Raw genomic sequence first — 24,932 nt, forward strand, 5'->3', positions numbered from 1 at the left:
AGCCAGGCGCCCTGATACGCTATCATTCGGGCATTTTTCACGGGGGTATACGCGGATGCTCAACGGCCTTTGGCTCGGCTTTTTCCTGGTGGCGGCCGTTTCCGCCCTGGCCCAATGGCTGATCGGTGGCAACGCCGGCATCTTCGCCGCGATGGTCGAGAGCATCTTCGCCATGGCCAAGCTGTCGGTGGAGGTCATGATCCTGCTGTTCGGCACCCTGACGCTGTGGCTGGGCTTTCTCAAGATCGCTGAAAAGGCCGGCATCGTCGAATGGCTGGCCAAAGTCCTCGGCCCGCTGTTCGCTCGGTTGATGCCTGAAGTGCCGCCCGGTCACCCGGCGCTGGGGCTGATTACCATGAACTTCGCCGCCAACGGCCTGGGTTTGGACAATGCCGCCACGCCCATCGGCCTCAAGGCGATGCGCGCGCTGCAGGAGCTCAACCCCAGCAGCACCACGGCGAGCAATGCGCAGATCCTGTTTCTGGTGCTCAACGCCTCATCGCTGACCCTGCTGCCAGTGACCATCTTCATGTACCGCGCCCAGCAAGGCGCGACCGACCCGACCCTGGTGTTCCTGCCGATTCTGCTGGCCACCAGCGCCTCGACCCTGGTCGGCCTGCTGTCGGTGGCGGTGATGCAGCGCCTGCGGCTGTGGGACCCGGTGGTGCTCGCCTACATGATCCCCGGCGCGCTGCTGCTGGGCGGCTTCATGGCTTTCCTCGGTACCCTGTCGGCCGCCGCGCTGGCCAGCCTGTCGTCGATCCTCGGCAACCTCACACTGTTCGGCGTGATCATGCTGTTCCTGGTGATCGGCGCATTGAAGCGGGTGAAGGTGTACGAGGCCTTTGTCGAGGGTGCCAAGGAAGGTTTCGACGTGGCCAAGAGCCTGTTGCCCTACCTGGTGGCGATGCTGGTTGCCGTGGGCGTCCTGCGTGCCTCCGGCGCTCTGGAGCTGGCGTTGGACGGCATTCGCCATGCGGTGAACTGGCTGGGCATGGATACCCGCTTCGTCGAGGGCCTGCCGACCGCGCTGGTCAAACCGTTCTCGGGCAGTGCGGCGCGGGCCATGCTCATCGAAACCATGCAGACCCATGGCGTGGACAGCTTCCCGGCGCTGGTCGCCGCCACCGTGCAGGGCAGTACCGAGACCACCTTCTACGTGCTGGCGGTCTACTTCGGCGCTGTCGGTATACAGCGTGTGCGTCACGCCGTTGGCTGCGCCCTGTTGGCCGAGCTGTCCGGCGTGATCGCGGCGATCCTGGTCTGCTACTGGTTCTTCGCCTGAGTCTGAGCGCTCTGCGCCACGGTCCAGTTCACCACCTGCCCGGCCAGTTGATCGCTGGCCGCGCCAAAGCCGGCCACCACGGCGGATACCTGCGTATCGGCCAGCGGCTGGCGCACCTCGAAGCGCTTGCTGGCGAGGATACGCTGGCTGCGCCCCTGCACTAGCCGCGCGTCATAGCGGATCAGCACTTCCACTGCGCCGCCGGCCCGATACTCACTCTGGAACGCCTGTAGCTCGCCCGCCAGCTCATAGTCGGCCTGCAGGTTGCTGTCGTCGGCGCTCAGGCGCTGCACGCGGCCGTCACGCTGGAAACCATCGAGCAGGCGGTTGCGCACCAACAGCGGCACCGGGTCGCTCCAGCGCGCGCCTTTGTAGCTGCTGAGCACATTTCCCTGAGGAATCACGGCGATGCGCGGCCCGGCCAGGGTCTCGCTGGCCAGGGGTTTGTTCAAACGCAGCGACCAGTCCACCGGCGTGGCGCTGTGGCTGGCCTGGTTGACCGGCAGGCGGTAGATATCCACAGGCTCGCTCTGCGGCAGTATCGAGCAGGCGCCGGTCAGGCTCAGTGCGGCCGCCAGGGCCAGCAGGCGCAGCGAGGGTTTCATGGCTGGAACTCCTTGTTGTTGTCGCGGCCGAGCAGGTAGCCGCTCGGGTCGGCCTCCAGGCGCCGGGAGATACCCTTGAGCGAGTTGAGCGTTTCGCGCAGCTCGCGGATGGCCGGGGTCAGCTGATTGAGGCCTTGCGCGCCGTCGTCGATGGACTGGCGATTGTCGTTGAGCAGGCTGTTGATGGTCGCCGCGCTGTCGGCCAGCGACTGCATGGCCTGCTCGGCGCTGCCGATGGCCTGCTTGCCCTGGGTGCCGAGCAGGCCGTTGGCGTTGCGCATCAGTGCCTGGGTTTCGGCCAACGTGGCGTTGGCCTGCTTGCCGACCTGGGCCAGCTGCTCGATGGCATCGGAGATACCGCCCTTCTTGCTGGCGAACGCGCCGGTGGTCTGCTCCAGGTTAGCCAGGGTGTTGCTCAGCCGGTCGATGTTGCTGGTCGAGAACATCTGGTTGGCGTTGTGCAGCAGCAGGTTGATGTTGGTCACCAGGTCGCTGCTGTCATTGAGCAGCTGCGAGATTGGCGACGGCGAGGCGATGATCACCGGCAGTTTGCCGTCCTTGCCCTTGAGCTCGGGGCTTTGCGGGGTGCCACCGCTGAGCTGGATGAACGAGTTACCGGTAACGCCGGCCAGGGTCAGCTTGGCCTGGGTGTCCTCCTTGACCGGCGTGTCGCCGCTCAGGCGTACCCGGGCCAACACCCGGCGTGGATCCTTGGGGTCAAGGCGCAGGGTGGACACGTCACCTACTTTGATGCCGTTGTATTGCACGGGGCTGCCGCGCGACAGGCCCGAGACGGCTTCGTTGAAGACCACTTCGTAATCCTTGAAGGCATCGTCGACGCTGGACTTGGTCAGCCACAGGCCGAACAGCATGGCGCCGACCACCACCAGCACGGTGACCAGGCCGATGAGAACGTGATGAGCTCGGGTTTCCATTGTTCAGCGCTCCTGCCCGGCACGGGTGGCGGCGTGCTCGGCCGCGCGCCCGCGTGGGCCGTGAAAGTATTCGTGGATCCACGGGTCGTCTGTCTGTTCGACTTCGGCCAGGGGGCCGGCCACCAACACTTTTTTCTGCGACAGTACGGCAATGCGGTCGGTGATGGTGTACAGAGTGTCCAGGTCGTGGGTGATGAGAAACACGCTCAGGCCCAGGGCATCGCGCAGAGTGAGGATCAATTGGTCGAAGGCCGCGGCCCCGATCGGGTCGAGGCCGGCGGTGGGTTCGTCGAGGAACAGGATGTCCGGGTCCAGGGCCAGCGCACGGGCCAGCGCCGCGCGCTTGATCATGCCGCCGGACAGCGACGAGGGGTATTTGTCTGCGGCGGATATCGGCAAACCGGCCAGGGCCAGCTTGACCCCGGCCAAATGCTCGGCATCGGCGCGCGACAAGCCTGCATGCTCGATCAATGGCAGTGCGACGTTCTCGGTAACGGTCAGCGACGAGAACAGCGCGCCCTTCTGGAACAGCACGCCGAAGCGCCGCTCGACCAGCGAGCGCTGTTCTTCGCGCAGGCCGGCCAGGTCCTCGCCGAACACCTTGATCTGCCCTTCGTTAGGCCGTCGCAGGCCGATGATGCTGCGCAGCAGTACCGACTTGCCGCTGCCGGAGCCACCGACCACGGCGAGGATTTCGCCCCGGTACAGGTCGAGGTCGAGATTCTCGTGCACGCTCTGGCTGCCGAAGCGGTTGCAGATACCCCGCGCCTCGATCACCGCTTCCCGGCCACTCACCAGCCCATCTCCATGCAGAACAGCGCCGCCACCGCATCCAGCACGATAACCACGAAGATCGACTGGACCACGCTTGAAGTGGTGTGCGCGCCGACCGATTCGGCACTGCCGCTGACCTTGAAGCCTTCCAGGCAGCCGATGGCGGCGATCAGGAAGGCGAAGAACGGGGCCTTGGCCAGGCCGACGATGAAGTGCTGCACGCCGATGTCGCTTTGCAGCAGCGAGAGGAACATGGCAGGCGAGATATCCAGGGTCAGCGCGCACACCACGGCGCCGCCAACGATGCCGCAGATCATCGCGACGAACGTTAGCAGTGGCAGCGAGATCAGCAGGGCCAGCACCCGCGGTACCACCAGCAGTTCGATCGGGTTCAGCCCCAGGGTGCGGATCGCGTCGATTTCTTCGTTGGCCTTCATCGAGCCGATCTGCGCGGTAAAGGCACTGGCTGTGCGGCCAGCCATGAGGATGGCCGTCAACAGCACCGCGAATTCACGCAGGAACGAGAACGCCACCAGGTCGACGGTGAACACCGTTGCGCCGAAGTCGGCCAGTACCGTGGCCCCGAGGAAGGCCACCACCGCGCCCACCAGAAACGTCAGCAGCGCCACGATCGGTGCGGCATCCAGGCCGGTCTGCTCGATGTGCGAGACCACCGGCGTAACCCGCCAGCGGTGCGGTTGCAGGGCGCGGCGCAGCAGGGTTTCGAGGATCAGGCCGACGAAGCCGAGCAACTGCAGGGTGTCTCGCCAAAGCGTATTGACGGCACGGCCGATGCGCTCCAGCAGCAGGAGCAGCACATGGCGCTCGGGTTCCTTGACCGGGATGCAGTAGTCCTGCACCGAGCAGTAGACGTTCTTGAGCAAGGCGCGGCTGGCGTCGGGCAGGTCGTTTGTGCAGCGCGACAGGCGTTCGGAGCCGAGCAGCTCTGCCAGCAAGGAGGCGCCGGCGGTGTCGAGGCGGCCCAATTGGCTGAGGTCGGCCACCGCGTCGGCGCCGTATTGCGTGCGCAGGCGCTCGCTGTCGCGCTTGAGGCTGGCGTAGTGCAGCAGCGTCCAGTCACCGGCAATGCGCAGGCAGGCCGGTTGGCTGCTGGTGTCCAGGGTGGCGCTGGGCGTGGTCATAGGCTCCATGCATCTGACTGGCGTAGAGGCTGATCATAGCGCAGCGGGCATGGAGCGGTTTGGTGAAAATGTGCTGTCCTGCAGTGCCTTATCGAACAAACACCAGCTGTGGGAGCGGCTTCAGCCGCGAACACCGGCGAAGCCGGTGCCATCCAGCGCGTCGCTTGCTTCGCGGCTAAAGCCGCTCCCACAGGGCATGCAGCGCTTTATTTTGCGACCGCGTCGTCGACCACCTTGAAGCGCAGCACACCGATCACCTGGCCATCCTCGGTCAACACCCGCACCTGCCATTTGCCTACCGGGTTGGACGGGAAATTCTGCTTGTGGGTCCAGGCGCGGTAGCCTTCCTTGCGCCCGCCGTGGATATCCAGGGCGATACGATCAACTTCCTTACCGTCCTTTTGCCACACGTGGTAGATGCGTTCGTTGAGGCCGCGCGGTGCATTGATCGCGGTATAGGCGTACAAACCGCTACTGCGGATGCGGCTGGCGGCGATCTCGTCCAGTGAGTCGCCGGGCTGGCGGTTGATGACTTCGGTGCTCACCGCCACTTCGGTCATCCACAGGGTGGCGGGCGGCACCCACGAGCGCAGCAGCCAGCCGCCGCCGCCAACGGCGAGGGTCACCAGCACCAGCGTCACGCCACGGCGCCAGGAGTTGATCGGGAAGCTGCTGGCCAGGCTTGGGAATGACAGCACCATGGCGGCGATCAGCGCCAGCTTGAAGCTTTGCGCGGTGGTCAGGTGGAGAATGATCGGCAGCGCGGTCAGCAGTGCGGCGAACAGGGTCAGGGTGTGCAGCGCCAGGAACAGCCAACGCCGAGGGGCCAGCCACTTGTAGTACAGAGGGTCGACGATCGAGACCAGGCCGGCGCCCGCGAGCAGGCCAGTGAACACCAGCTGGCCGCTGTTCCAGGTGGTGGTGATGAAAAAGAACGGCAGGACGAAGAACAGGCTTTCCTGGTGGATCATCTGCGTCGCGTAACGCAGCAGCGGTTGTGGGATCTCACGCTTGAACGTGCGGGCGAACAGGCCGGTGAGGGTGTTCTCGAACATCAGCCAGAGCCAGCTGACCAGCATGAGAATGGCGACCCAGCTGGCCAGGCTGGCCTGGCGGTCGACCAGAATGAAGCTGCCGATACCGGAGAGAAAACCGCCGAGCGCAATGACGCCGGGGTAGCGTTTGAGCAGCTCGATGACGCGCTGGACGATGTGGGGGATTGGGGGCATTGGGTGCTTGGCAGGAAGTGAAAGGGCGGCCTTATCGCGGCTGAAGCCGCTCCTACAAGGATACCGCCGATTCACCGCTGGCGTGTAGCACCACTGGGTCGCTCTGGGGGACGACGTCTCCACTTCAGCAACCCAGCCGCCAGAATCACGCCCACCACCAGCGCAATCAACCCATACAACTCGTCATACCCCAGCAACGGCTTCTCGATCCGCAGATACCCCTCATCCTTGAGCAGTTCCTTCAACGCATCGTTGGCCTGCTCCAGGCTGACCTGCCGCAGCTGCCGCGTCGGGCTGGCAAAGCGCCCATTGTTGTAGTCGTTCAGCGCCCCCCAGTAATAGTCGGCCAGCGCGCTGTTGCCCTGGGTGCTCCAGCTCTCCTTGGCAACGGCGGCGCCCTTGATGCGGGCGAAAGTATCGGCATCGAGGCCTTCCTTGCGCAGGTGGTCGAACAGGTGCTGCATCACCTTGACCGCCTTGTCGATGTCGTCGCGCTCAAGGTCGGCGTTCATGCTCAGCATGCCGCTGTCGCCAAAGCTTTCACGCTGCACCGAGGGGCCGTAGGACAGGCCGTTGCGCAACCGCAACTGGTCGTACAAGGCCCAGTCCAGGTAGCGCGAAAGCAGGTCGAGGGTCGGCTGGTGATCGTTGTCCAGTACCGGTTCGATGAACAGCCAGTGCAGTTTGACGCTGTCGCCCAGTACCCCGCGCGTCAGGTCGCGGCGTTGCTCGGCTTGCTGGGTGATGCTTTCGAGGTTGCGCCGCTCCTCCGGCTCGGTGGCGGGCAGTTCGCCGAAGGTGCGGTCCAGGTAGGCCGGCAGCAGGCGGTCGAGGCCACCGACCACGATCAGGGTCATGTTGTTGGCGGCATACCAGCGATCACGCAGGGCCTGCACCTGCTCCAGGGTCATGTCGTCGAGGTTGGAGCGCTCCGGGCATTTCAGGCCCAACTCGGTGGCCAGCTGATCGCTGGCCGGGTGGCCGATGTCCTGGCGGTCGAGCCAGCGTTGCAGGTGGCCGTAATGGCCGCCATCTTCGCGTTCGATGATGCGTTTGGCGGTGGCCAGCGCCTTGGCGTCGATACGGGTATCGCGGATCACCGCCAGCAACAGGTCGAGGACTTTGCGCTGATTGCGCGCCGGGGCTTCGATGACGAATGTGGTGTCGGCGCTGCTGGTGTACGCATTCCATTCGCCGCCCAGGGTCTGCAGACGTTCTTCCAGGCCGCCCTCGCCGGTTTCGTCGATGCCACTGAACAGCAAATGTTCGAGCAAGTGCGGCAGCTCTTTCTGCTGGCAGTCGAAGTCGTCCAGGCCCACGCCGACGACCAGGCGGATCGCCACGTGGTCACGTTCATAGCCGGATTTGAGGATCACCTGCAGGCCATTGGGCAACAGGTAGCCTTCGACCCGCGAGCGATCCAGGGCGTGGGAGGTCAGGCTGCAGATCAGCAGGCAAACGAATATCAGGCAACGCATGGGCGAGCTTGGGTCTCCAAGTGTGCGAGATCAGGGCTGGCGGGCTTCATCCGGTACCGTATCGAGCATCAGCCCGCCGGTGTCCGTGCCGCCCAGTACCACATAGGCACTGCTGCAGAACAAAGAGTTCAACCGCTTCATGTCGGCGATCAGCTCCAAGTGTAGCGAACTCGTCTCCATACTTTGCACTACCTTACGCTGCAAACGGCTGACGTGGGCGTGGGCCAGGCGGCGTTCCTGCGCGCGGAAACGGCGTTTCTCGCGTAGGAGCAAGTGCGCGCTTTCAGGGTCGGCGCTGAGGAACACCGACAGGCCCAGGCGCAGGTTGGACAGCAACTGCTCCTGCAGGCCGGTGAGTTCTTCCAGGCCGACCTGGGAAAATTCCCGGCGCTGGCTGGTCTTCTGCTGCTGCACCTTGCGCAGCATGCGTTCGATCAGGTCGCCGGCCAGCTTGAGGTTGATCGCCAGCTCGATGATTTCCGCCCAGCGTCGGTTCTCCTGGTCGCTCAAGTCTTCCCGCGTCATCTGCGCCAGGTACAGCTTGATCGCGCTGTACAGCGCTTCGGCATCCTCGCCCAGGGCGCGGACTTGCTGGGGCAAGGCGGTCTGGGTGCCGCGCAGGGCATTGAGCATGGCTTCGAGCAGGCTGTCGACGATGTCGCCCAGGCGCAGGGTTTCGCGGGCGGCGTTGGCCAGGGCAAGGCTGGGCGTGGTGAGTGCCGAGGGGTCGAGGTGGCGCGGGCGCACCTGGCCGTTGCCGTTCTCGCGCTCGGGCAGCAGGCTGTTGCACAGCCGGCCCATGAGTTTGACCGTGGGCAGCATGATCAGGCAGCGCAGGGTGTTGTAGAGCAGGTGGAAGCCGATCACCAGTTCCTGCGGGCTGAAGCTCAGCGAGTCCATCCAATCCACCAGCGGGTGCAGCACGGGAATGATCAGCAGCAGGCCGATCAGCTTGTACAGCAGGCTGCCCAGTGCCACGCGCCGGCCTGCGGCGTTCTGCATGCTGGTGCTGATGAACGCCAAAAGCCCGCTGCCGATGTTGGCGCCGACCACCAGGCCGATCGCCACCGGCAGACTGATCACTTCGGCACCGGCCAGGGTGGCGGTGAGCAAAACCGCCGCCAGGCTGGAATAGGAAACCATGGCGAACAGCGCGCCAACCAAGGCATCGAGCAGGATGTCGCCAGTCAGTGAGGCGAACAGCACTTTCACGCCCTGGGCGTGGGTGATCGGCGTGGCGGCCTGCACGATCAGCTCCAGCGCCAGGATGATCAGGCCCAGGCCAATGCCAACGCGGCCCAGCTGACCAGCGCGCGTCTGCTTGCGTGACAGGAAGAAGATCACCCCGAGAAACAGCAGCAGCGGCGACAGCCACGACAGGTCGAGGGTCAGCACCCTGGCCATCAGCGCGGTCCCCACGTCGGCGCCGAGCATGATCGCCAGCGCCGGGGTCATGGCCATCAGGCCCTGGCCGACGAATGAAGTGACAAGCATGGCAGTGGCGTTGCTGCTCTGCACCACGGCGGTGACCACGATGCCGGCAATGAACGCCAGCGGCCTGCGGTTCATGTTCTGGCTGAGGACGCGGCGCAGGTTGGAACCGAACACCCGCAGGATGCCGGTACGGACGATGTGCGTGCCCCACACCAGCAAAGCCACGGCGGAGAGCAGGTTGAGCAGGGTCAACATGGTGTAGCCCCCCTTTCTAATTCTGGGCTTCAGCGGCGAAGCCAATGGGTGACGCGGCAAGCCTGGCCTGGGGGTGGGTGTTTTTAATCCAGTGCTTACTCAAGCTGTAGTTGTTTTGCGCAGCTCACGCCAGCTTGGCATGCCTGGCGGGTGTTTGAAACCTGCCTGTCATGAAACCCTGGTCATGAAAAAGGGCCCCGAAGGGCCCTCTCGCTGCGCTCCAAGTACTTACTGACCCGGAATGTCCTTGCGCAGTTTCACCGGGTCGTGATCCTTGCCATCCTTGCGTGCCAGGGCGGTGCGCATGCGGATGTTGATGGCCTCCACCGCCAGCGAGAACGCCATGGCGAAGTAGACGTAGCCCTTCGGAACATGCACATCGAAGGATTCGGCGATCAGCACGGTACCTACGACGATCAGGAACGAAAGCGCAAGCATCTTCAGCGAAGGGTGCTTGTCTATGAAGTTGCTGATGGCCCCGGCGCAGAGCATCATCACCAGCACAGCGACGACGATCGCGGCGATCATCACAGGCACGTGCGAGACCATGCCCACCGCGGTGATCACCGAGTCCAGCGAGAACACGATGTCGATGATGGCGATCTGGATGATGGTGTAGAGGAACTTGCCGCCCGCGCCCTTCGGCTCATCGGAGCTTTCGTCCTCGCCTTCCAGGCCGTGGTAGATCTCTTGGGAGCTTTTCCACAGCAGGAACAGGCCGCCGAAGAACAGGATCAGGTCGCGCCCCGAGATGCCCTGGCCGAACACCACGAATAGGTCGGCGGTCAGGCGCATGACCCAGGTGATCGACAGCAGCAGCATGATGCGGGTGACCATGGCCAGGGCCAGGCCGAAGATCCGGGTGCGCGGCTGCATGTGCTTGGGCATGCGGCTGACCAGAATCGAGATCATGATGATGTTGTCGATACCGAGCACGATCTCAAGCGCGGTGAGGGTGAAAAAGGCAACCCAGATTTCCGGGCTGGTCAGCCATTCCATGTGTCTTCCTTCGAACGGTAATGGCAAAGCGCCCAAGTATGGGCGCTTCGCGTTTGCGGTGGTGCGTGTTTATTAAAGACTACTGAACAGCGGGAAAATGCCCATCAGCAATGCGGCGGCCATTATGCACATGCACACCAGTACTGCCCACTTGAGGGTGAAGCGCTGGTGGTCGCCGAATTCGATGCCGGCCAATGCCACCAGCAGGTAGGTCGAGGGTACCAGCGGGCTCAGCAGGTGTACCGGTTGCCCGACGATCGACGCGCGGGCCATCTCCACCGGGCTGATACCGTAGTGGCTAGCCGCCTCCGCCAGTACCGGCAGCACGCCGTAGTAGAAGGCATCGTTGGACATGAAGAAGGTGAACGGCATGCTCACGATCGCGGTAATCACCGCAAGGTAAGGGCCCAGCGCTTCAGGGATGACCGCCAGCAGGCTCTTGGACATGGCTTCGACCATGCCGGTGCCCGACAGGATGCCGGTGAAAATACCGGCGGCGAAGATCAACCCGGTCACGGCCAGCACGCTGCCGGCATGGGCGGCGATACGGTCTTTCTGCTGCTGCAGGCACGGGTAGTTGACGATCATGGCGATACTGAAGGCGATCATGAACAGCACCGGCAGTGGCAGCACGCCGGCGATCAGCGCGACCATCAGCACGGCGGTCAGCGCACCGTTGAACCACAGCAGTTTTGGGCGGCGCGCTTCGGGGAACTGCGACACACTGATTTCGCTGTGATCGATGTCATCTGTCGGCAGGTGCAGCTCGCCCAGGCGGGCACGTTCACGCTTGCCGTACATGTAGGCAATGGCCAGGATCGCCAGCACGCCGAAGACCATGGCCGGGATCATCGGCACGAAAATGTCCGACGGGTCCACATGCAGGGCACTGGCGGCACGGGCAGTCGGCCCGCCCCACGGAGTCATGTTCATCACCCCGCCGGCGAGGATGATCAGGCCGGCCATGATTCGCGGGCTCATGCCCAGGCGGCTGTACAGCGGCAGCATGGCGGCGCAGCAGATCATGTAAGTGGTGGCGCCGTCGCCGTCGAGCGATACCACCAGGGCCAGCACGGCGGTGCCGACCGAGACTTTCAGCGGGTCGCCCTTCACCAGCTTGAGGATCTTGCGCACGGCCGGGTCGAACAAGCCGGAGTCGATCATCAGGGCGAAGTAGAGGATGGCGAACATCAGCATCACGCCGGTGGGCGCGAGCTTGCTGATGCCTTGAAGCATCATTGGGCCGATCTCGGCGGAAAAACCACCGAACAGGGCGAACAGAATCGGTACCAGGATCAGTGCGATCAAGGCCGACAGGCGCTTGGTCATGATCAGGTACATGAAGGTGATGACCATGGCAAAGCCGAGGAAGGTCAGCATGGCAATACTCCAGGCGTGGCGCGGCGAAAGGAACGTCGATTCGGGCGGGTCAGCGCGTCGGGCGCTGCGCAGGGAGCAAGCGGAGGGGGACTGCGAAAAGGCGGGCACAGGAATACATCAGAATCACCATTGTTGTTGTTGATTGGGCCGGGCGCGGAAATCCGGGTGCCCTGGCTGACCGGTCTTGTGCCGGTAGTGGCGGCTATCCTAGGGGGGTAAGCTTTCAGCCAGCTTTCGCTGGTAAAAGGGCGACGGGAGGTAGGTGATGCAGGATGTAACCGAGGGAGGCTGCCATTGCGGGGCCTTGCGCTATCGCTTGAAGGGCGAATTGACGGATGTGGCCCATTGTCATTGCTCGATCTGTCGGCGGGTCAGTGGCGGGCTGGTGGTGACCTGGCTTACCCTGCCTCGTCTGGGCTTCAAGTGGCTGGCGGGCAGGCCGCAGTGCTATGTGGCGCCGGCCAGCTGCAAACGATACTTCTGTGGGGAGTGTGGGGCGCATGTGGCGTTGGTTACCGAGCACAGCCCGGACAGCATCGATGTGACGGTGGCGACGCTGGATCATCCGGAGCGGGTGCCGGCGCAGCGGCATATCTGGACCAGCAGCCGGTTGCCCTGGCTGCATTTGGATGAGGGTTTGCCTGGGGAGGCGGAAGAGAAACTTTGAGTTCTGTGCTGGTTCTGCTGGCCTCTCGCGGCTGAAGCCGCTCCTACGAAATGTAGGAGCGGCTTCAGCCGCGAAGAGGCCAGTGCATACACTAGGGTAGCTGCAGGCCCCCCGCAGCCTTGTGCAGCGCCCGCAAATGCTCACCAATCTGCTTCAGATTCGCCTCCACCGCGGCAATTTCTTTGGCCCGTGAAGGCTCCAGCAGCGCCCTCACCTCTTTATCCAAGTCTGTGCTCAAACGGAGCAATTGTGCCTGCCGCTCACTGCTGACCTTCTCCAGGTGTTTGCGCTCTTCGGGCTGCGGCAGGCCATAGCCCTTGGCCTCCAACAGCTCCGCCGGGCGGCTGAGGAAGCCACTGTTGGCAAGCATCTGCTTCAGCGTCTGGTCAGCCTTGCTGACACTACCATCCTTCAGCGCGGCCGCATTCAGGTAGCGCTGCTTCACTTCGTCCTGAGCCAGCAGCAACTGGCGACGCAGGCTGGCCTGTTCCAGCAGCAGCAAGGCGGCGCTGGTGCGCAGGTCGGCCCGGGCGAACCAGCTGCGGCGCTGCTCGGCATCCAGGGCCAGCCAGTCCTCGACCTTGTCCTGCTTGACCGGCAGCTGCTTCCTGAGCACATCGAACATCGCTTGATAGCGCTCACGGTAGGAGTCGAAGCGGTAGCCCAGGCGCAAGGCTTCGCGTGGGTCATCGAGTACGCTGGTGTCGGCCAGCCCCCTCCCCGCCAGCACGGCGAGCAAGCCGTTGGGCATGATGCTGTCGAGGTCGTTCAGGCGTGGGTTGGCGGTGCCGCTGCGCAGCAGTTTCAACGACTCAACGGCACAGTTGTTGGACAAGAACCAGTAGTTGCCGTCATACGTCCAGTGCATCTCGGCAGCCTGGCGTACCAGGTTTTCGATTTCGTCACGATTGAGTTTCAGCGGCACCGACGCCAGGCTGCGCAATTCGGTCTTGGTGTACTCGTCGATCACCTGGGCCAGCGGCAGCACGAACAGCCGGGACGGGTAGGCGCCGACCAGCCCATCCCAGCTCGACAACTGCACGTCGTTGACGAAAGCACGGTACGACAGCACCAGATGCTGGTCGAGATCCAGGCGGCAGTCTGGCCCGCGTGGGCGGCCAGGCTTGCAGATAACCAGGCGCAGCATGCTGTGGCCCCAGCGGCTGACCAGGTTCTGGTTGGCTTCGGCCAGCAGGAAATCCACTTCATAGACCCGTTCGGGGTCGATGTCGCCCAACGGCTGGCGGGCGAAGTCGCTGCCGGCGTTGAGGAATGGCAGGCCCTTGGCGCAGGTTTGCTGCTCTGGCGCCCAGCCGAAGTGGTCACGCAGGTACTGGTTCAGCGCCGGTCGGCGGCAGCCGTAGCTCGGGTCGAGGAGGAAGTACTCCATATTGACCGCGAGGTATTCCTTGGGGCTGCTCAACTCGTAGCTGTCGGGGCTGCGGACGAACTGGCCGTTGTGCTGTTCGCGCTCGCCACGGCGGCCGACGTATTGCGGCCAGCCGGCCAGGTCGAGAAAACGCGGGTCGTCGCTCAAGGTGAAGCGGCGTTCTGCCTGGCCGCGGCACTCCTCCAGCTGGCCAATTTTGCCTAGCGTGCCCTGCTGGCGCTTGCAGCGGGCGATCATCGAGCGCTCGGCGCTAGGCCAGAGCCGAGCCCGGTCGTAAATGTGGGTGAGTTCGTGAAGGACGGTAGCCAGCAGCTCTTCGCGCACGGTGCCATGCGGCCGGTCGGTTTTTTGCTGAGCGGCGCTGCCGTCAGCCAGGCTGGGCAGCAGGCTGCGGTTGAGTTCCAGGGTCGAGACCAAGGATGCCTGGCCATAGGCATCGGCCGGCATGTTGTCGCTCCAGCTGACCAGCACACGCCGGTCCAGCTGTTGCTTGAAGTGCGACGGGAGTTTCGCCAGAGCCTCATCCAGCAGCGCTTGCGAAGCTTGCACTTGTTGCGGGGTAAGGCCTGATGCCTGCAGATCGAGCTGCAGGTCAGCCAGTGCGGGCGTGCCGAGCAGCGTCAGGGCGCAGCCGAGCAGCCAGGCACGCACGCGCTTCACAGCGCCAGGATGGCTTCGGCCAGCACCTGGTCGCTGGCGCCGCGCGCTTCAGGTACGCGTTCGCGCAGGGTATCGAAGGCAGCCTCCAGCTGGGCGCCACGGATATCACCGTTGCTGGCGACGAAACTGGCGGCATCGTCATGCGCTTCACGCACGACTTTGGAGTCTCGGATCGAGGTAGTGGTATCAGAGGTGAAGTCGATCGAGCGACCAAAGGCGCGCACGATGATGTTGCTGGTGGCCACCAGAGTCTGTGCCTGGGCCAGGTCGGCCAGCAGCAACATGCCGAGGGTAGCGGCGATCAGCGGTTTACGCATGGAGCATCTCCGGAACATACAGGGAGTCAAAAGTAATCATTGGACGAGAATTGCTTCTGCCAGTTCAAGGTCGCCGACAGGGTGATGAGCACAGTTGTGGCGCAGCGCATCGAGCGCCGCTTCCAAGCGCGCGCCACGGATCACGCCGTCGCTGGCAACAAAGGCCGCGGCATCGTCGCGTGCCTGCCTGACCAGCTTGCGGTCGAAGGGTGCGGTCGTGACCTGGCTGGTGACGTAGCCGGTGATGACCAGACTTTGCGTGGTGGTGTCCATGGCATGGGCACTGCCCATGGCGGCTAGGCAAAACAACAACGGCAACAGATAACGCATGGGCTTTCTAATAAGACAGGTACAGGAACGGCCAAGGCTAGCCCGCAAGTGCCGGCCAGAGCCAGCACTTGGGTATTACAGCCTGTGAATCAGAGCGCCAGGATAGCCTGGGCCAGTTGAGCATCGCTGGCTTGCAGGGCCGGCATGCTCGAGCGAATGTGCAGGAAGGCGCTTTCCAGCTTGGCGCCGTGAATGGCGCCTTGGCTACCGACGTAGGTGGCGGCGTCGTCGCGGGCGGCCTGCACGATCTTGTCGTCGCGGAACGACGAAGACAGGTCGGAGGTGGCGTCAGTGGTGGCGGCAACGGCACGGACTACGGCATCGGTCGTGACGACGAAACTGCTGGCGTTGGCGGCGCCGGTCAGGCCGAGCAGCAGGGCTGCGCCAATCAGGTGTTTGCGGGACATGGTCGTGGACTCCTGGGGAGGGATCTGTGGATCTGCTTATCGGACGCTCACGGGGTTCGTCACGGTACCTTTGAACAACTGGTTTCTACCAGACTGTTGAGTCAAGCGTATCACGCGGCGGTATTTCCGGATGTTAATGAACTGTGCACAAGCGAACTGTTTCGGTCATATTTGATTTTGATCAAACTGTACCTATTTCGCTGCAGCGGCTCTGGTCCGGGGCTCAGCCATTAAAAAACCCGCTGCAGTCACCTGCAGCGGGTTTGGGGAATTCGCGGTGCCGGCGGAAGCCGGCGAACCGGTGCTTAGCGCCAGAACGGCTTGCTCAGCTCTTCGTAACGCTGCGATTCGCTGATACCGGCGTCAGCCAGCAGGCGGGCATCCAGGCGAGCCAATTGACGGCGGCTGGCCATGCGACGCTGCCACAGCAGCAGGGTAGAGAGGGCGCGCAGTGGCAGCGAAGCGTTGGACTGCTGGGCGTTGTTTTCGAACACGAGACCGGAACTGAGGGTACGTTCCATGATGCTTCATCCTTCCGCTTATGGCGGGATTAGGTAGTGGTTTAACTGATGCCAATGATCCTCCGGTGTTGTCCAGAACAGTAGATACAGTTCAGTGGTAATGAGATGGCCCAGTTAACTGTTTAACTCGACTGTTGCACCTGAAACTGGCGTAACTGTACTGGTCCGCACCGTCTCGGTGCGTTTTTGCTCGTATTGGGATTCTGAAGGTGCCGATTACAGTCAAATAAGCAGTACAGTAGTACAGTTTATTCAGAGGCAGGGGGAAAGTGTGTTGGCGGGAATGTTGTAATTGCTGTGAACTGTGTGTAGCGAGGCCTGAGCAGCTTAGAGAGCAGCTGCTCAGACCCAATATCGCATCAGCTGGCGAGCATACGCCCGCTTTCTTCCAGGTTCTCGTGCCAGCTCAATGCCTCACGCAGGATATGCGGAGTATGGCCGCCACGCTGGCAAGCGCGTTCGAAGTAGTCATTCAGCGCTGCGCGGTAATCCGGGTGCACACAGTTGTCGATGATTGCCCGGGCGCGCTCGCGCGGGGCCAGGCCACGCAGGTCTGCCAGGCCTTGCTCGGTCACCAGGATGTCCACGTCATGCTCGGTGTGGTCGACATGGCTGACCATCGGCACGACGCTGGAAATCGCGCCGCCCTTGGCGATCGACTTGGTCACGAACACCGCCAGGTGAGCGTTGCGGGCGAAGTCGCCGGAGCCACCGATGCCGTTCATCATCCGTGTGCCGCAGACGTGGGTGGAGTTGACGTTGCCGTAGATGTCGAACTCCAGCGCCGTGTTGATGCCGATGATGCCCAGGCGGCGGACGACTTCAGGATGGTTGGAGATCTCCTGCGGGCGCAGTACCAGCTTGTCCTTGTAGCGCTCCAGGTTGCCGAACACATCGGCGTTGCGGCGGCTCGACAGGGTGATCGAGCTGCCGGAGGCGAAGCTCAGCTTGCCGGCGTCGATCAGGTCGAAGGTCGAGTCCTGCAGCACTTCGGAGTACATGGTCAGGTCTTCGAACGGCGACTCGATCAGGCCGCACATCACCGCGTTGGCGATGCTGCCGATGCCGGCCTGCAGCGGGCCGAGCTTGTTGGTCATGCGGCCGGCGGCCACTTCGTTCTTGAGGAAGTTGATCAGGTGGTCGGCGATGCCCTGGGTTTCGTCATCCGGCGGCAGCACGGTGGATGGCGAGTCTGCCTGGTCGCTGATGACGATGCCGACGATCTTGGCCGGGTCGATGGCGATTGCGCTGCTGCCGATGCGGTCATCGACTTTCACCAGCGGGATCGGCGTGCGGGTCGGGCGGTAGGTCGGGATATAGATGTCGTGCAAGCCTTCGAGGTTGGCATTGTGCGACAGGTTGATCTCGACGATCACTTGTTTGGCAAAGATGGCGAAGCTGGCCGAGTTGCCCACCGATGTGGTTGGCACGATATGGCCTTCTTCGGTAATGGCTACCGCCTCGATCACGGCGATGTCCGGCAGTTTCAGCTGCTGGTTGCGCAGTTGTTCGACGGTTTCCGACAGGTGCTGGTCGATGAACATCACTTGGCCGTCGTTGATGGCCTTGCGCAGGGTGCTGTCGACCTGGAATGGCATGCGGCGGGCCAGCACGCCGGCCTCGGTCAGCTGCTTGTCGAGGTCGTTGCCCAGGCTGGCGCCGGTCATCAGGCTGATTTTCAGTGGCGACTGCTTGGCGCGTTCAGCCAGGGCATGCGGCACAGCCTTGGCTTCGCCGGCGCGGGTGAAGCCGCTCATGCCGACGGTCATGCCGTCCTCGATCAGGCCAGCGGCATCAGCCGCACTCATTACCTTGCTGTGCAGGGAGGACAAGCGGATACGATCACGGTACATGGATTGTTATCTCAGGCTACTGAAGCTACTGCAGCGCAGTCTAGAGATTTACCCCGGCGCCGTCCCGCGACCATGGTCGTATGAGAAGCGCGGTAATAGAGCCGTTGATCTGGATCAGTAAAATGCAAAAGCCCTGGGAGAAATCTCGCCAGGGCTTTCTATATATCGCACTGTTAGATGCGAAAAGGCTTACTCGACAGCTTTGACCATATCTTCGATGACCTTCTTCGCGTCACCGAACACCATCATGGTCTTGTCCAGGTAGAACAGTTCGTTGTCCAGGCCGGCATAGCCGCTGGCCATGGAGCGCTTGTTGACGATGATGGTCTTGGCCTTGAAGGCTTCGAGAATGGGCATGCCGGCGATTGGCGACTTCGGATCGTTTTTCGCGGCCGGGTTGACCACGTCGTTGGCGCCCAGCACCAATACCACGTCGGCCTGGCCGAACTCGGCGTTGATGTCTTCCATCTCGAACACCTGGTCGTATGGCACCTCCGCCTCGGCCAGCAGTACGTTCATGTGCCCGGGCATGCGCCCCGCCACCGGGTGGATCGCGTACTTCACGGTCACGCCGTTGTGGGTCAGCTTTTCGGTCAGTTCCTTGAGCGCGTGCTGGGCACGTGCCACCGCCAGGCCGTAGCCCGGAACGATGATCACGCTGTCGGCGTTGCTCAGCAGGAAGGTCGCGTCGTCGGCCGAGCCGGACTTCACCGGGCGCTGTTCTTTCGAGCCTTGTGCCGCGCCGGCATCCGCATCGCCGCCGAAGCCGCCGAGGATGACGTTGAAGAACGAGCGGTTCATCGCCTTGCACATGATGTACGAGAGAATCGCACCGCTGGAGCCCACCAGGGAGCCGGCAATGATCAGCATCGAGTTGTTCAGCGAGAAGCCGATCCCCGCCGCTGCCCAGCCCGAGTAGCTGTTGAGCATCGACACCACTACCGGCATGTCGGCGCCACCAATCGGGATGATGATCAGCACGCCCATGATGAAGGCCAGAACCAGCATCAGGGTGAAGGCGCTGTAATGGCCGGTGAAGGTGAACAGCAGGCCCAGGGCGATGGTGGTGAGGCCCAGGATCAGGTTCAGCTTGTGCTGGCCGGCGAACTGTACCGGTGCGCCTTGGAACAGGCGGAACTTGTACTTGCCCGATAGCTTGCCGAAGGCGATCACGGAACCGGAGAAGGTGATCGCACCGATGGCTGCGCCGAGGAACAGTTCCAGGCGGTTACCGGTTGGGATTGGGTCGCTGATGGCGGCTACGATGCCCATCGACTGCGGCTCTAGCACCGCCGCGATCGCGATGAACACCGCAGCCAGGCCGATCATGCTGTGCATGAAGGCGACCAGTTCCGGCATCTTGGTCATCTCGACGCGCTTGGCCATGATCGAGCCAGCAGTACCACCGACCAGTAGGCCGACAATCACGTAGCCAATGCCGGCAGTAGCAATTTCAGAGCCCAGCTTATAAATGAGGCCAACCGTGGTGAGGATCGCGATCCCCATGCCGATCATGCCGTACAGGTTGCCGCGCCGCGAGGTGGTCGGGTGCGACAGGCCCTTGAGCGCCTGGATGAAGCAGATCGAGGCGACAAGGTAGAGGAGCGTTACCAGATTCATGCTCATGCTTACTTCTGCGCCTCGTTCTTGGTTTTCTTCTTGAACATTTCAAGCATGCGGCGAGTGACCAGGAAGCCACCGAACACGTTGACCGCAGCCAAGGCCACCGCCAGGGTGCCCATCAGTTTGCCGGCCGGGGTGACGGTCAGTGCGGCAGCCAGCATGGCGCCGACGATGACGATCGCCGAGATCGCGTTGGTAACCGCCATCAGTGGCGTGTGCAGTGCCGGGGTAACGTTCCACACCACGTGATAGCCGACATAAATGGCCAGCACGAAGATGATCAGGTTGTAGATGCCGTGGGAAATCAGCATGTCTTCCATTGTCGTGCTCCTTAGCCGTTCTTGCGCACGACCTGGCCGTCGCGGCACATCAGGCACGCGGCGACGATGTCGTCTTCGAGGTTGATGACCAGTGCGCCGTCCTTGTCGAACAGCAGCTTCATGAAGTCCAGCAGGTTGCGTGCATACAGCGCCGAGGCATCGGCTCCCACCTGGGCGGGCAGGTTGGTCGGGCCGACGATGGTCACGCCGTTTTCATTCACCACCTGGTCGGCGACGGTCAGCGGGCAGTTGCCGCCTTGGGCTGCCGCCAGGTCGATGACCACCGAGCCTGGCTTCATCTGTGCCACGGTTTCGGCGCTGAGCAGGGTCGGTGCCTTACGGCCGGGGATCAGTGCGGTGGTGATGACGATGTCCGCCTGCTTGGCGCGCTCGTGCACGGCCTGGGCCTGGCGTTGCATCCAGCTGGCCGGCATCGGCCGCGCATAGCCGCCAACGCCTTCTGCGCACTCGCGCTCCTCGTCGGTCTCGTAGGGCACATCAAGGAACTTGGCGCCGAGCGATTCGATCTGCTCCTTCACCGCCGGGCGCACGTCCGACGCCTCGATCACCGCTCCCAGGCGCTTGGCCGTGGCGATGGCCTGCAGGCCGGCAACACCAGCTCCCAGTACAAGCACGCGCGCGGCTTTGACGGTACCGGCGGCGGTCATCAGCATGGGCATGAAGCGTGGGTAGTGATGGGCTGCCAGCAGCACCGCCTTGTAGCCGGCGATGTTGGCCTGGGACGACAGCACGTCGAGGCTCTGCGCCCGCGAGGTGCGCGGCGCGGCTTCGAGGGCGAATGCGGTGATACCGCGCTCAGCCATCTTGCCGATCAGTTCACTGTTGAAGGGATTGAGCATACCGACCAGCAGGCTGCCGCTGTTGATCAGGGCCAGCTCCTGGTCGTTGGGGCCTACCACCTTGAGAACCAACTGAGCGCCGTAGGCATCGGCCGCACTTCCCAGGGAAGCACCCACGGCCTCATAGGCACTGTCCGGAATGCTGGCATTGAGCCCTGCCCCCCGTTGGACGGTGACCTGATGGCCCTGGCCAATCAGTTTCTTGATGGTTTCGGGCGTCGCAGCGACCCTTGTCTCACCGGTCTGCGTCTCGAGAGGAACACCAATGTGCACGACTATTTCTCCTGCGGTGACCTTTTTGTCTTTATAGAAGCCGGCGCACTTCGTTGGTGCGCAGGGTTGGCTGTTAAGCGCCAAGCCCGCCATTTCCTGGGCGGGCCGAGCATTTTGCAGACGAACCCAGGGGCCTTCAACCGGTTATGGAGCGAAACGAACTCTAAACTACAAGTCAGCCTGTGACCGTATGTCGCAAGTGCTAGGCTGCAGCCCGTCAAACATGGGCTATTGGCAGATTAGGGGATAATTTGAAATTTTTTGCGATGATTTCGCGAATTGGCTGATAAAGGTCGTAAATACCCCTGAAATCCGCGTGGTTGATGGCTTTCAGCGGTTTTTTCAGGCGACCCTTACAGTTTTCGTACAAGCGACAAATAGATATATCTGTAGGTGTTTAAAATAATTGACTACATGGTCAGGATGGGGCGTTCGGATGTGTTTCGAGATACCGGCGCGCTTCCTCCAATAGCCAGTCGCGAAAGGCCCTGAGCGACGCAGACTCGACCTTGCGTTCCGGAATCATCAGATAGTAGGCCTTGTCGCTGGACAGCGCGTATCTGTTTGCGACCACCAGCCTGCCCTCCTCCAGCTCCCGCTGGATCAAGAACGGCGGAATCAGCGCGACGCCCATCTCATGCATGGCGGCCTGGGCAAGCATGGAGAATAGTTCGTAGCGCGGGCCTGTCATGTCGCTAACGACATTCATGCCCAGGCCGTTGAACCACTGGCGCCATGCATAAGGGCGTGTGGTCTGCTGCAGCAAAGGCAAGCTGGCGATGCGCTGTGCGTCGAGCATGCCCTGACCCTTCAGCAAAGACGGGCTGCATACGGGAAGCGGGTTTTCCCCCATCAGGCGATGGGATTGCGTGCCGGACCAGTCGGCATCGCCGAAATAGATGGCGGCATCGAACGGGGTGTCGGCAAACAGGAATGGCCGGGTGCGGTTAGTCAGGTTGACGGTGACGTCGGGGTGGCGCTGCTGGAAGTCCTTGAGGCGTGGCAACAGCCACTGCGTGCCGAAGGTTGGCACTACCGCCAGCTCAATGACGTTGGCGCCCTGCTGGCGCATCACCGACAAGGTGTCCCGCTCTACCGCGTCCAGTTGCGCGGCGACCTGGCGGCTATAGGAAAGCCCGGCTTCGGTCAGTTTCACGCCACGACGTGAGCGCCTGAACAATTCGACATTGAGGAATGCTTCCAGTCCGCCGATCTGGCGACAGACGGCACCCTGGGTCAGGGCAAGTTCCTGGGCGGCCTTGGTAAAGCTCTCGTGGCGCGCTGCCGCTTCGAAGCAGACCAGGGCGGTGGTGCTGGGTATCTTGCGGCGCATGTACGGTGACCTCACTCATGGTGCTTGCAGTATGGGCCTTTGCTGCTTTACGGAGTGAGAAATTTGCACTGATGCGTGCGCAATCCTCGTTTGTTCTCGCTGCAGATCAGGCCTAGGATCAATGGCACAAGATCGCTCCCCTATTTCGAGGATTTCGCTCATGGCCGGTAAAGCAAGCTTCAACTGGATCGACCCGCTGTTGTTGGATCAGCAGCTCACTGAAGAAGAGCGCATGGTGCGTGACAGCGCTTATCAGTTCGCCCAGGACAAGCTCGCACCGCGTGTGCTCGAAGCCTTCCGTCACGAGCAGACCGACCCGGCGATTTTCCGTGAAATGGGCGAAGTCGGCCTGCTGGGCGCCACCATTCCCGAGGCGTACGGCGGCAGCGGCCTGAACTACGTGTGCTACGGCCTGATTGCCCGGGAAGTGGAGCGCATCGACTCCGGCTACCGTTCGATGATGAGTGTGCAGTCTTCGCTGGTGATGGTGCCGATCAATGAGTTCGGTACCGAAGCGCAGAAACAGAAGTACCTGCCCAAACTTGCCAGCGGCGAGTGGATCGGCTGCTTCGGCCTGACCGAACCTAACCACGGCTCCGACCCAGGCTCGATGATCACCCGCGCCCGCAAGGTCGATGGTGGCTATCGCCTGAGCGGTAGCAAGATGTGGATTACCAACAGCCCGATCGCCGATGTGTTCGTGGTCTGGGCCAAGGATGACGCCGGTGATATCCGTGGCTTTGTTCTCGAAAAAGGCTGGCAGGGGCTGAGCGCCCCGGCTATTCATGGCAAGGTTGGCCTGCGTGCGTCGATCACTGGCGAGATCGTCATGGACAATGTGTTCGTGCCGGAGGAGAACATTTTCCCGGATGTACGTGGCCTCAAAGGCCCGTTCACCTGCCTCAACTCGGCCCGTTATGGCATCTCCTGGGGCGCGCTGGGTGCGGCGGAAGCCTGCTGGCACACTGCTCGCCAGTACACCTTGGACCGCCAGCAGTTCGGTCGCCCGCTGGCTGCCAACCAGCTGATTCAGAAGAAGCTGGCCGATATGCAGACGGAAATTACCCTGGCTCTCCAAGGCTGCCTGCGGTTGGGTCGCATGAAGGACGAAGGCACCGCTGCGGTGGAAATCACTTCGATCATGAAGCGCAACTCCTGCGGCAAGGCGCTGGACATCGCGCGCATGGCCCGTGACATGTTGGGCGGCAACGGGATATCTGACGAGTTCGGCGTGGCGCGTCACCTGGTGAACCTTGAGGTGGTCAATACCTATGAAGGTACCCACGACGTACACGCGCTGATCCTGGGGCGTGCGCAAACTGGCATCCAGGCCTTCTATTAATAGGGAGCCGGTTCATGGGCGCGCTATCTCATCTGCGGGTGCTGGATCTTTCCCGTGTGCTGGCGGGGCCCTGGTCTGGCCAGATCCTGGCTGACCTGGGTGCTGATGTGATCAAGGTCGAGCGTCCGGGTAGCGGCGACGACACACGCGCCTGGGGGCCTCCTTTCCTTAAGGATGCCCAGGGAGAGAACACCAGCGAGGCGGCTTACTACTTGTCGGCCAATCGTAACAAGCGCTCGGTGACCATCGATTTCACTCAGCCGGAGGGGCAGCGCCTAGTGCGTGAACTGGCGGCCAAGTCCGACATCGTCATTGAGAACTTCAAGGTGGGCGGGTTGGCGGCCTATGGCCTGGATTACGCCAGTCTGAAAGCGCGCAACCCAAAGTTGATTTACTGCTCGATTACCGGCTTCGGGCAAACCGGTCCCTACGCCAAGCGGGCTGGCTATGACTTCATGATCCAGGGGTTGGGCGGGCTGATGAGCCTGACGGGTCGCCCTGATGGTGAAGAAGGTGCAGGGCCTGTGAAGGTGGGTGTTGCGCTGACCGACATTCTGACCGGGCTGTACTCGACGGTTGCCGTCCTGGCCGCCCTCGCCCACCGCGATCAGGCTGGTGTTGGCCAGCATATCGATATGGCACTGCTGGATGTGCAGGTGGCCTGTCTCGCCAATCAGGCGATGAACTATCTGACCACGGGTAACCCGCCACGGCGGCTGGGTAATGCCCATCCTAATATCGTGCCTTATCAGGACTTTCCGACGGCGGATGGCGACTTCATCCTTACCGTGGGCAATGATGGCCAGTTCCGCAAGTTCGCCGAAGTGGCAGGGCAGCCGCAATGGGCGGATGACCCGCGCTTTGCCACAAACAAGCTGCGGGTGGCCAACAGGGCCGAGCTGATCCCACTGATTCGCCAGGCTACGGTGTTCAAGACTACGGCTGAGTGGGTGAGCCAGTTGGAGGCTGCTGGCGTGCCCTGTGGGCCGATCAACGACCTGGCGCAGATGTTCCAGGATCCGCAGGTGCTTGCGCGCGGCCTGGCGGTGAGCATTGCGCATCCTTTGGCGGGGAGCGTACCGCAGGTGGCGAGCCCTATCCGGTTATCGGAGACGCCTGTTGAATATCGGCGCGCGCCACCACTGCTTGGCGAGCATACGGCAGCAGTCTTGAGTGACATGCTGGGGCTGGATGCTGATGCGCTGGAGCATTTGCGAACTGCTGGCGTGATCTGAAGCTATATAAAGGTGGTGATAAGCAGGGAGGCCGCAGGCCTCCCTGCTTTGCTTTTCAGCGATATCAAGGTTTCTTGAAATTAAGCCTTGACGCACTTTCGAATCCCCTTATAATGCGCCCCACTTCCAGCGACATCGGAACGACAAACTCCTTGAAATTCAATGAGTTAAGTAGTTCAGAAGGTGCTGAAAGGGCTACGATCGAATGATCGCAAGCGGTTGAAAAGGTGGTTGACAGCGCTTCTAAACGCTGTAGAATTCGCCTCCCGCTACGAGAGATCGCAG

General features: G+C 62.4%; 24 protein-coding genes. 4 read left to right on the top strand and 20 right to left on the bottom strand.

Annotated features, from left to right (window positions below; translation table 11 throughout):
• Positions 1–55 precede the first annotated feature (55 nt).
• Entirely contained in the window at positions 56–1,285 is a 1,230-nt protein-coding gene (locus ACIQUF_RS14420; RefSeq protein WP_400802540.1) for a nucleoside recognition domain-containing protein, read from the top strand.
• On the opposite strand, the gene ACIQUF_RS14425 is transcribed toward ACIQUF_RS14420, so the two are convergent.
• From ACIQUF_RS14425 to ACIQUF_RS14465, 9 genes are all read right to left on the bottom strand, one after another.
• Positions 1,267–1,890 (bottom strand): ABC-type transport auxiliary lipoprotein family protein, encoded by a 624-nt coding sequence (locus ACIQUF_RS14425; RefSeq protein ID WP_403132446.1) that lies wholly within the window; start codon positions 1,888–1,890, stop codon positions 1,267–1,269. The two genes, ACIQUF_RS14420 and ACIQUF_RS14425, sit on opposite strands and share 19 nt — an antisense overlap.
• A complete protein-coding gene (locus tag ACIQUF_RS14430) occupies positions 1,887–2,825 on the bottom strand; it encodes an MlaD family protein (RefSeq protein ID WP_400802537.1) in 939 nt (312 codons plus the stop codon). The genes ACIQUF_RS14425 and ACIQUF_RS14430 overlap by 4 nt, the downstream gene beginning before the upstream one ends.
• 3 nt (positions 2,826–2,828) lie before the next feature.
• Positions 2,829–3,620: an ABC transporter ATP-binding protein gene (locus ACIQUF_RS14435; protein WP_403132449.1), complete on the bottom strand. Its 792-nt coding sequence runs from the start codon at positions 3,618–3,620 to the stop codon at positions 2,829–2,831.
• A complete protein-coding gene (locus ACIQUF_RS14440; RefSeq protein ID WP_403132451.1) occupies positions 3,617–4,750 on the bottom strand; it encodes an ABC transporter permease in 1,134 nt (377 codons plus the stop codon). The genes ACIQUF_RS14435 and ACIQUF_RS14440 overlap by 4 nt, the downstream gene beginning before the upstream one ends.
• 197 nt (positions 4,751–4,947) lie before the next feature.
• Positions 4,948–5,970 carry a DUF5924 family protein gene (locus tag ACIQUF_RS14445; protein ID WP_403132453.1) on the bottom strand — a complete coding sequence of 341 codons (1,023 nt, stop codon included), beginning with the start codon at positions 5,968–5,970 and terminating at the stop codon, positions 4,948–4,950.
• A 71-nt stretch (positions 5,971–6,041) separates the two neighbouring features.
• Complete coding sequence (locus tag ACIQUF_RS14450) at positions 6,042–7,448, bottom strand: M16 family metallopeptidase (protein ID WP_403132456.1); 1,407 nt, start codon at positions 7,446–7,448, stop codon at positions 6,042–6,044.
• A gap of 30 nt (positions 7,449–7,478) precedes the next feature.
• Complete coding sequence (locus tag ACIQUF_RS14455; protein ID WP_403132459.1) at positions 7,479–9,137, bottom strand: Na/Pi cotransporter family protein; 1,659 nt, start codon at positions 9,135–9,137, stop codon at positions 7,479–7,481.
• Between the two features lie 228 nt (positions 9,138–9,365).
• The gene (locus ACIQUF_RS14460; RefSeq protein ID WP_403132462.1) at positions 9,366–10,136 is read right to left on the bottom strand and encodes a TerC family protein; all 771 of its coding nucleotides are present in this window, start codon (positions 10,134–10,136) and stop codon (positions 9,366–9,368) included.
• A 72-nt stretch (positions 10,137–10,208) separates the two neighbouring features.
• Positions 10,209–11,516: a CitMHS family transporter gene (locus ACIQUF_RS14465; protein WP_403132465.1), complete on the bottom strand. Its 1,308-nt coding sequence runs from the start codon at positions 11,514–11,516 to the stop codon at positions 10,209–10,211.
• 265 nt (positions 11,517–11,781) lie between these two features.
• Here ACIQUF_RS14465 and ACIQUF_RS14470 point away from each other — a divergent pair, with 265 nt between their 5' ends.
• A complete protein-coding gene (locus tag ACIQUF_RS14470; RefSeq protein WP_403132467.1) occupies positions 11,782–12,183 on the top strand; it encodes a GFA family protein in 402 nt (133 codons plus the stop codon).
• A 91-nt stretch (positions 12,184–12,274) separates the two neighbouring features.
• Here ACIQUF_RS14470 and ACIQUF_RS14475 read toward each other — a convergent pair whose 3' ends face one another.
• From ACIQUF_RS14475 to ACIQUF_RS14520, 10 genes are all read right to left on the bottom strand, one after another.
• Positions 12,275–14,233, bottom strand: coding sequence for a DUF4105 domain-containing protein (locus ACIQUF_RS14475; protein WP_403132470.1), 1,959 nt, complete (start codon positions 14,231–14,233; stop codon positions 12,275–12,277).
• Positions 14,230–14,550, bottom strand: a complete 321-nt coding sequence (locus ACIQUF_RS14480) for a DUF2388 domain-containing protein (RefSeq protein WP_403132471.1) — start codon at positions 14,548–14,550, stop codon at positions 14,230–14,232. Before ACIQUF_RS14480 ends, ACIQUF_RS14475 begins: the two co-directional genes overlap by 4 nt.
• Positions 14,551–14,586: 36 nt before the next feature.
• The gene (locus ACIQUF_RS14485) at positions 14,587–14,880 is read right to left on the bottom strand and encodes a DUF2388 domain-containing protein (RefSeq protein WP_403132472.1); all 294 of its coding nucleotides are present in this window, start codon (positions 14,878–14,880) and stop codon (positions 14,587–14,589) included.
• An 89-nt stretch (positions 14,881–14,969) separates the two neighbouring features.
• Positions 14,970–15,287: a DUF2388 domain-containing protein gene (locus tag ACIQUF_RS14490; RefSeq protein ID WP_403132475.1), complete on the bottom strand. Its 318-nt coding sequence runs from the start codon at positions 15,285–15,287 to the stop codon at positions 14,970–14,972.
• Positions 15,288–15,592: 305 nt separating this feature from the next.
• Positions 15,593–15,808 carry a DUF1127 domain-containing protein gene (locus tag ACIQUF_RS14495; RefSeq protein ID WP_023378057.1) on the bottom strand — a complete coding sequence of 72 codons (216 nt, stop codon included), beginning with the start codon at positions 15,806–15,808 and terminating at the stop codon, positions 15,593–15,595.
• A gap of 359 nt (positions 15,809–16,167) precedes the next feature.
• The gene (locus ACIQUF_RS14500; RefSeq protein WP_403132477.1) at positions 16,168–17,661 is read right to left on the bottom strand and encodes an acetyl-CoA hydrolase/transferase family protein; all 1,494 of its coding nucleotides are present in this window, start codon (positions 17,659–17,661) and stop codon (positions 16,168–16,170) included.
• Positions 17,662–17,850: 189 nt separating this feature from the next.
• Entirely contained in the window at positions 17,851–19,287 is a 1,437-nt protein-coding gene (locus ACIQUF_RS14505) for an NAD(P)(+) transhydrogenase (Re/Si-specific) subunit beta (protein ID WP_403132480.1), read from the bottom strand.
• 2 nt (positions 19,288–19,289) lie between these two features.
• The gene (locus tag ACIQUF_RS14510; protein ID WP_003256966.1) at positions 19,290–19,604 is read right to left on the bottom strand and encodes an NAD(P) transhydrogenase subunit alpha; all 315 of its coding nucleotides are present in this window, start codon (positions 19,602–19,604) and stop codon (positions 19,290–19,292) included.
• Between the two features lie 11 nt (positions 19,605–19,615).
• Positions 19,616–20,737 carry a Re/Si-specific NAD(P)(+) transhydrogenase subunit alpha gene (locus tag ACIQUF_RS14515; RefSeq protein ID WP_403132483.1) on the bottom strand — a complete coding sequence of 374 codons (1,122 nt, stop codon included), beginning with the start codon at positions 20,735–20,737 and terminating at the stop codon, positions 19,616–19,618.
• A 418-nt stretch (positions 20,738–21,155) separates the two neighbouring features.
• Positions 21,156–22,070 carry a LysR family transcriptional regulator gene (locus tag ACIQUF_RS14520; protein WP_403132486.1) on the bottom strand — a complete coding sequence of 305 codons (915 nt, stop codon included), beginning with the start codon at positions 22,068–22,070 and terminating at the stop codon, positions 21,156–21,158.
• Between the two features lie 160 nt (positions 22,071–22,230).
• Here ACIQUF_RS14520 and ACIQUF_RS14525 point away from each other — a divergent pair, with 160 nt between their 5' ends.
• Positions 22,231–23,412 carry an acyl-CoA dehydrogenase gene (locus ACIQUF_RS14525; protein ID WP_400802509.1) on the top strand — a complete coding sequence of 394 codons (1,182 nt, stop codon included), beginning with the start codon at positions 22,231–22,233 and terminating at the stop codon, positions 23,410–23,412.
• Positions 23,413–23,426: 14 nt separating this feature from the next.
• Positions 23,427–24,647 carry a CaiB/BaiF CoA transferase family protein gene (locus ACIQUF_RS14530; RefSeq protein WP_403132489.1) on the top strand — a complete coding sequence of 407 codons (1,221 nt, stop codon included), beginning with the start codon at positions 23,427–23,429 and terminating at the stop codon, positions 24,645–24,647.
• A 64-nt stretch (positions 24,648–24,711) separates the two neighbouring features.
• Here the strand turns inward: ACIQUF_RS14530 and ACIQUF_RS14535 are convergent.
• On the bottom strand, positions 24,712–24,932 hold a 221-nt coding region (locus ACIQUF_RS14535; protein ID WP_403132491.1), incomplete at its 5' end, for a hypothetical protein.

It is taken from the genome of Pseudomonas sp. NPDC090233 (assembly GCF_044772285.1).
Lineage (GTDB): Bacteria > Pseudomonadota > Gammaproteobacteria > Pseudomonadales > Pseudomonadaceae > Aquipseudomonas.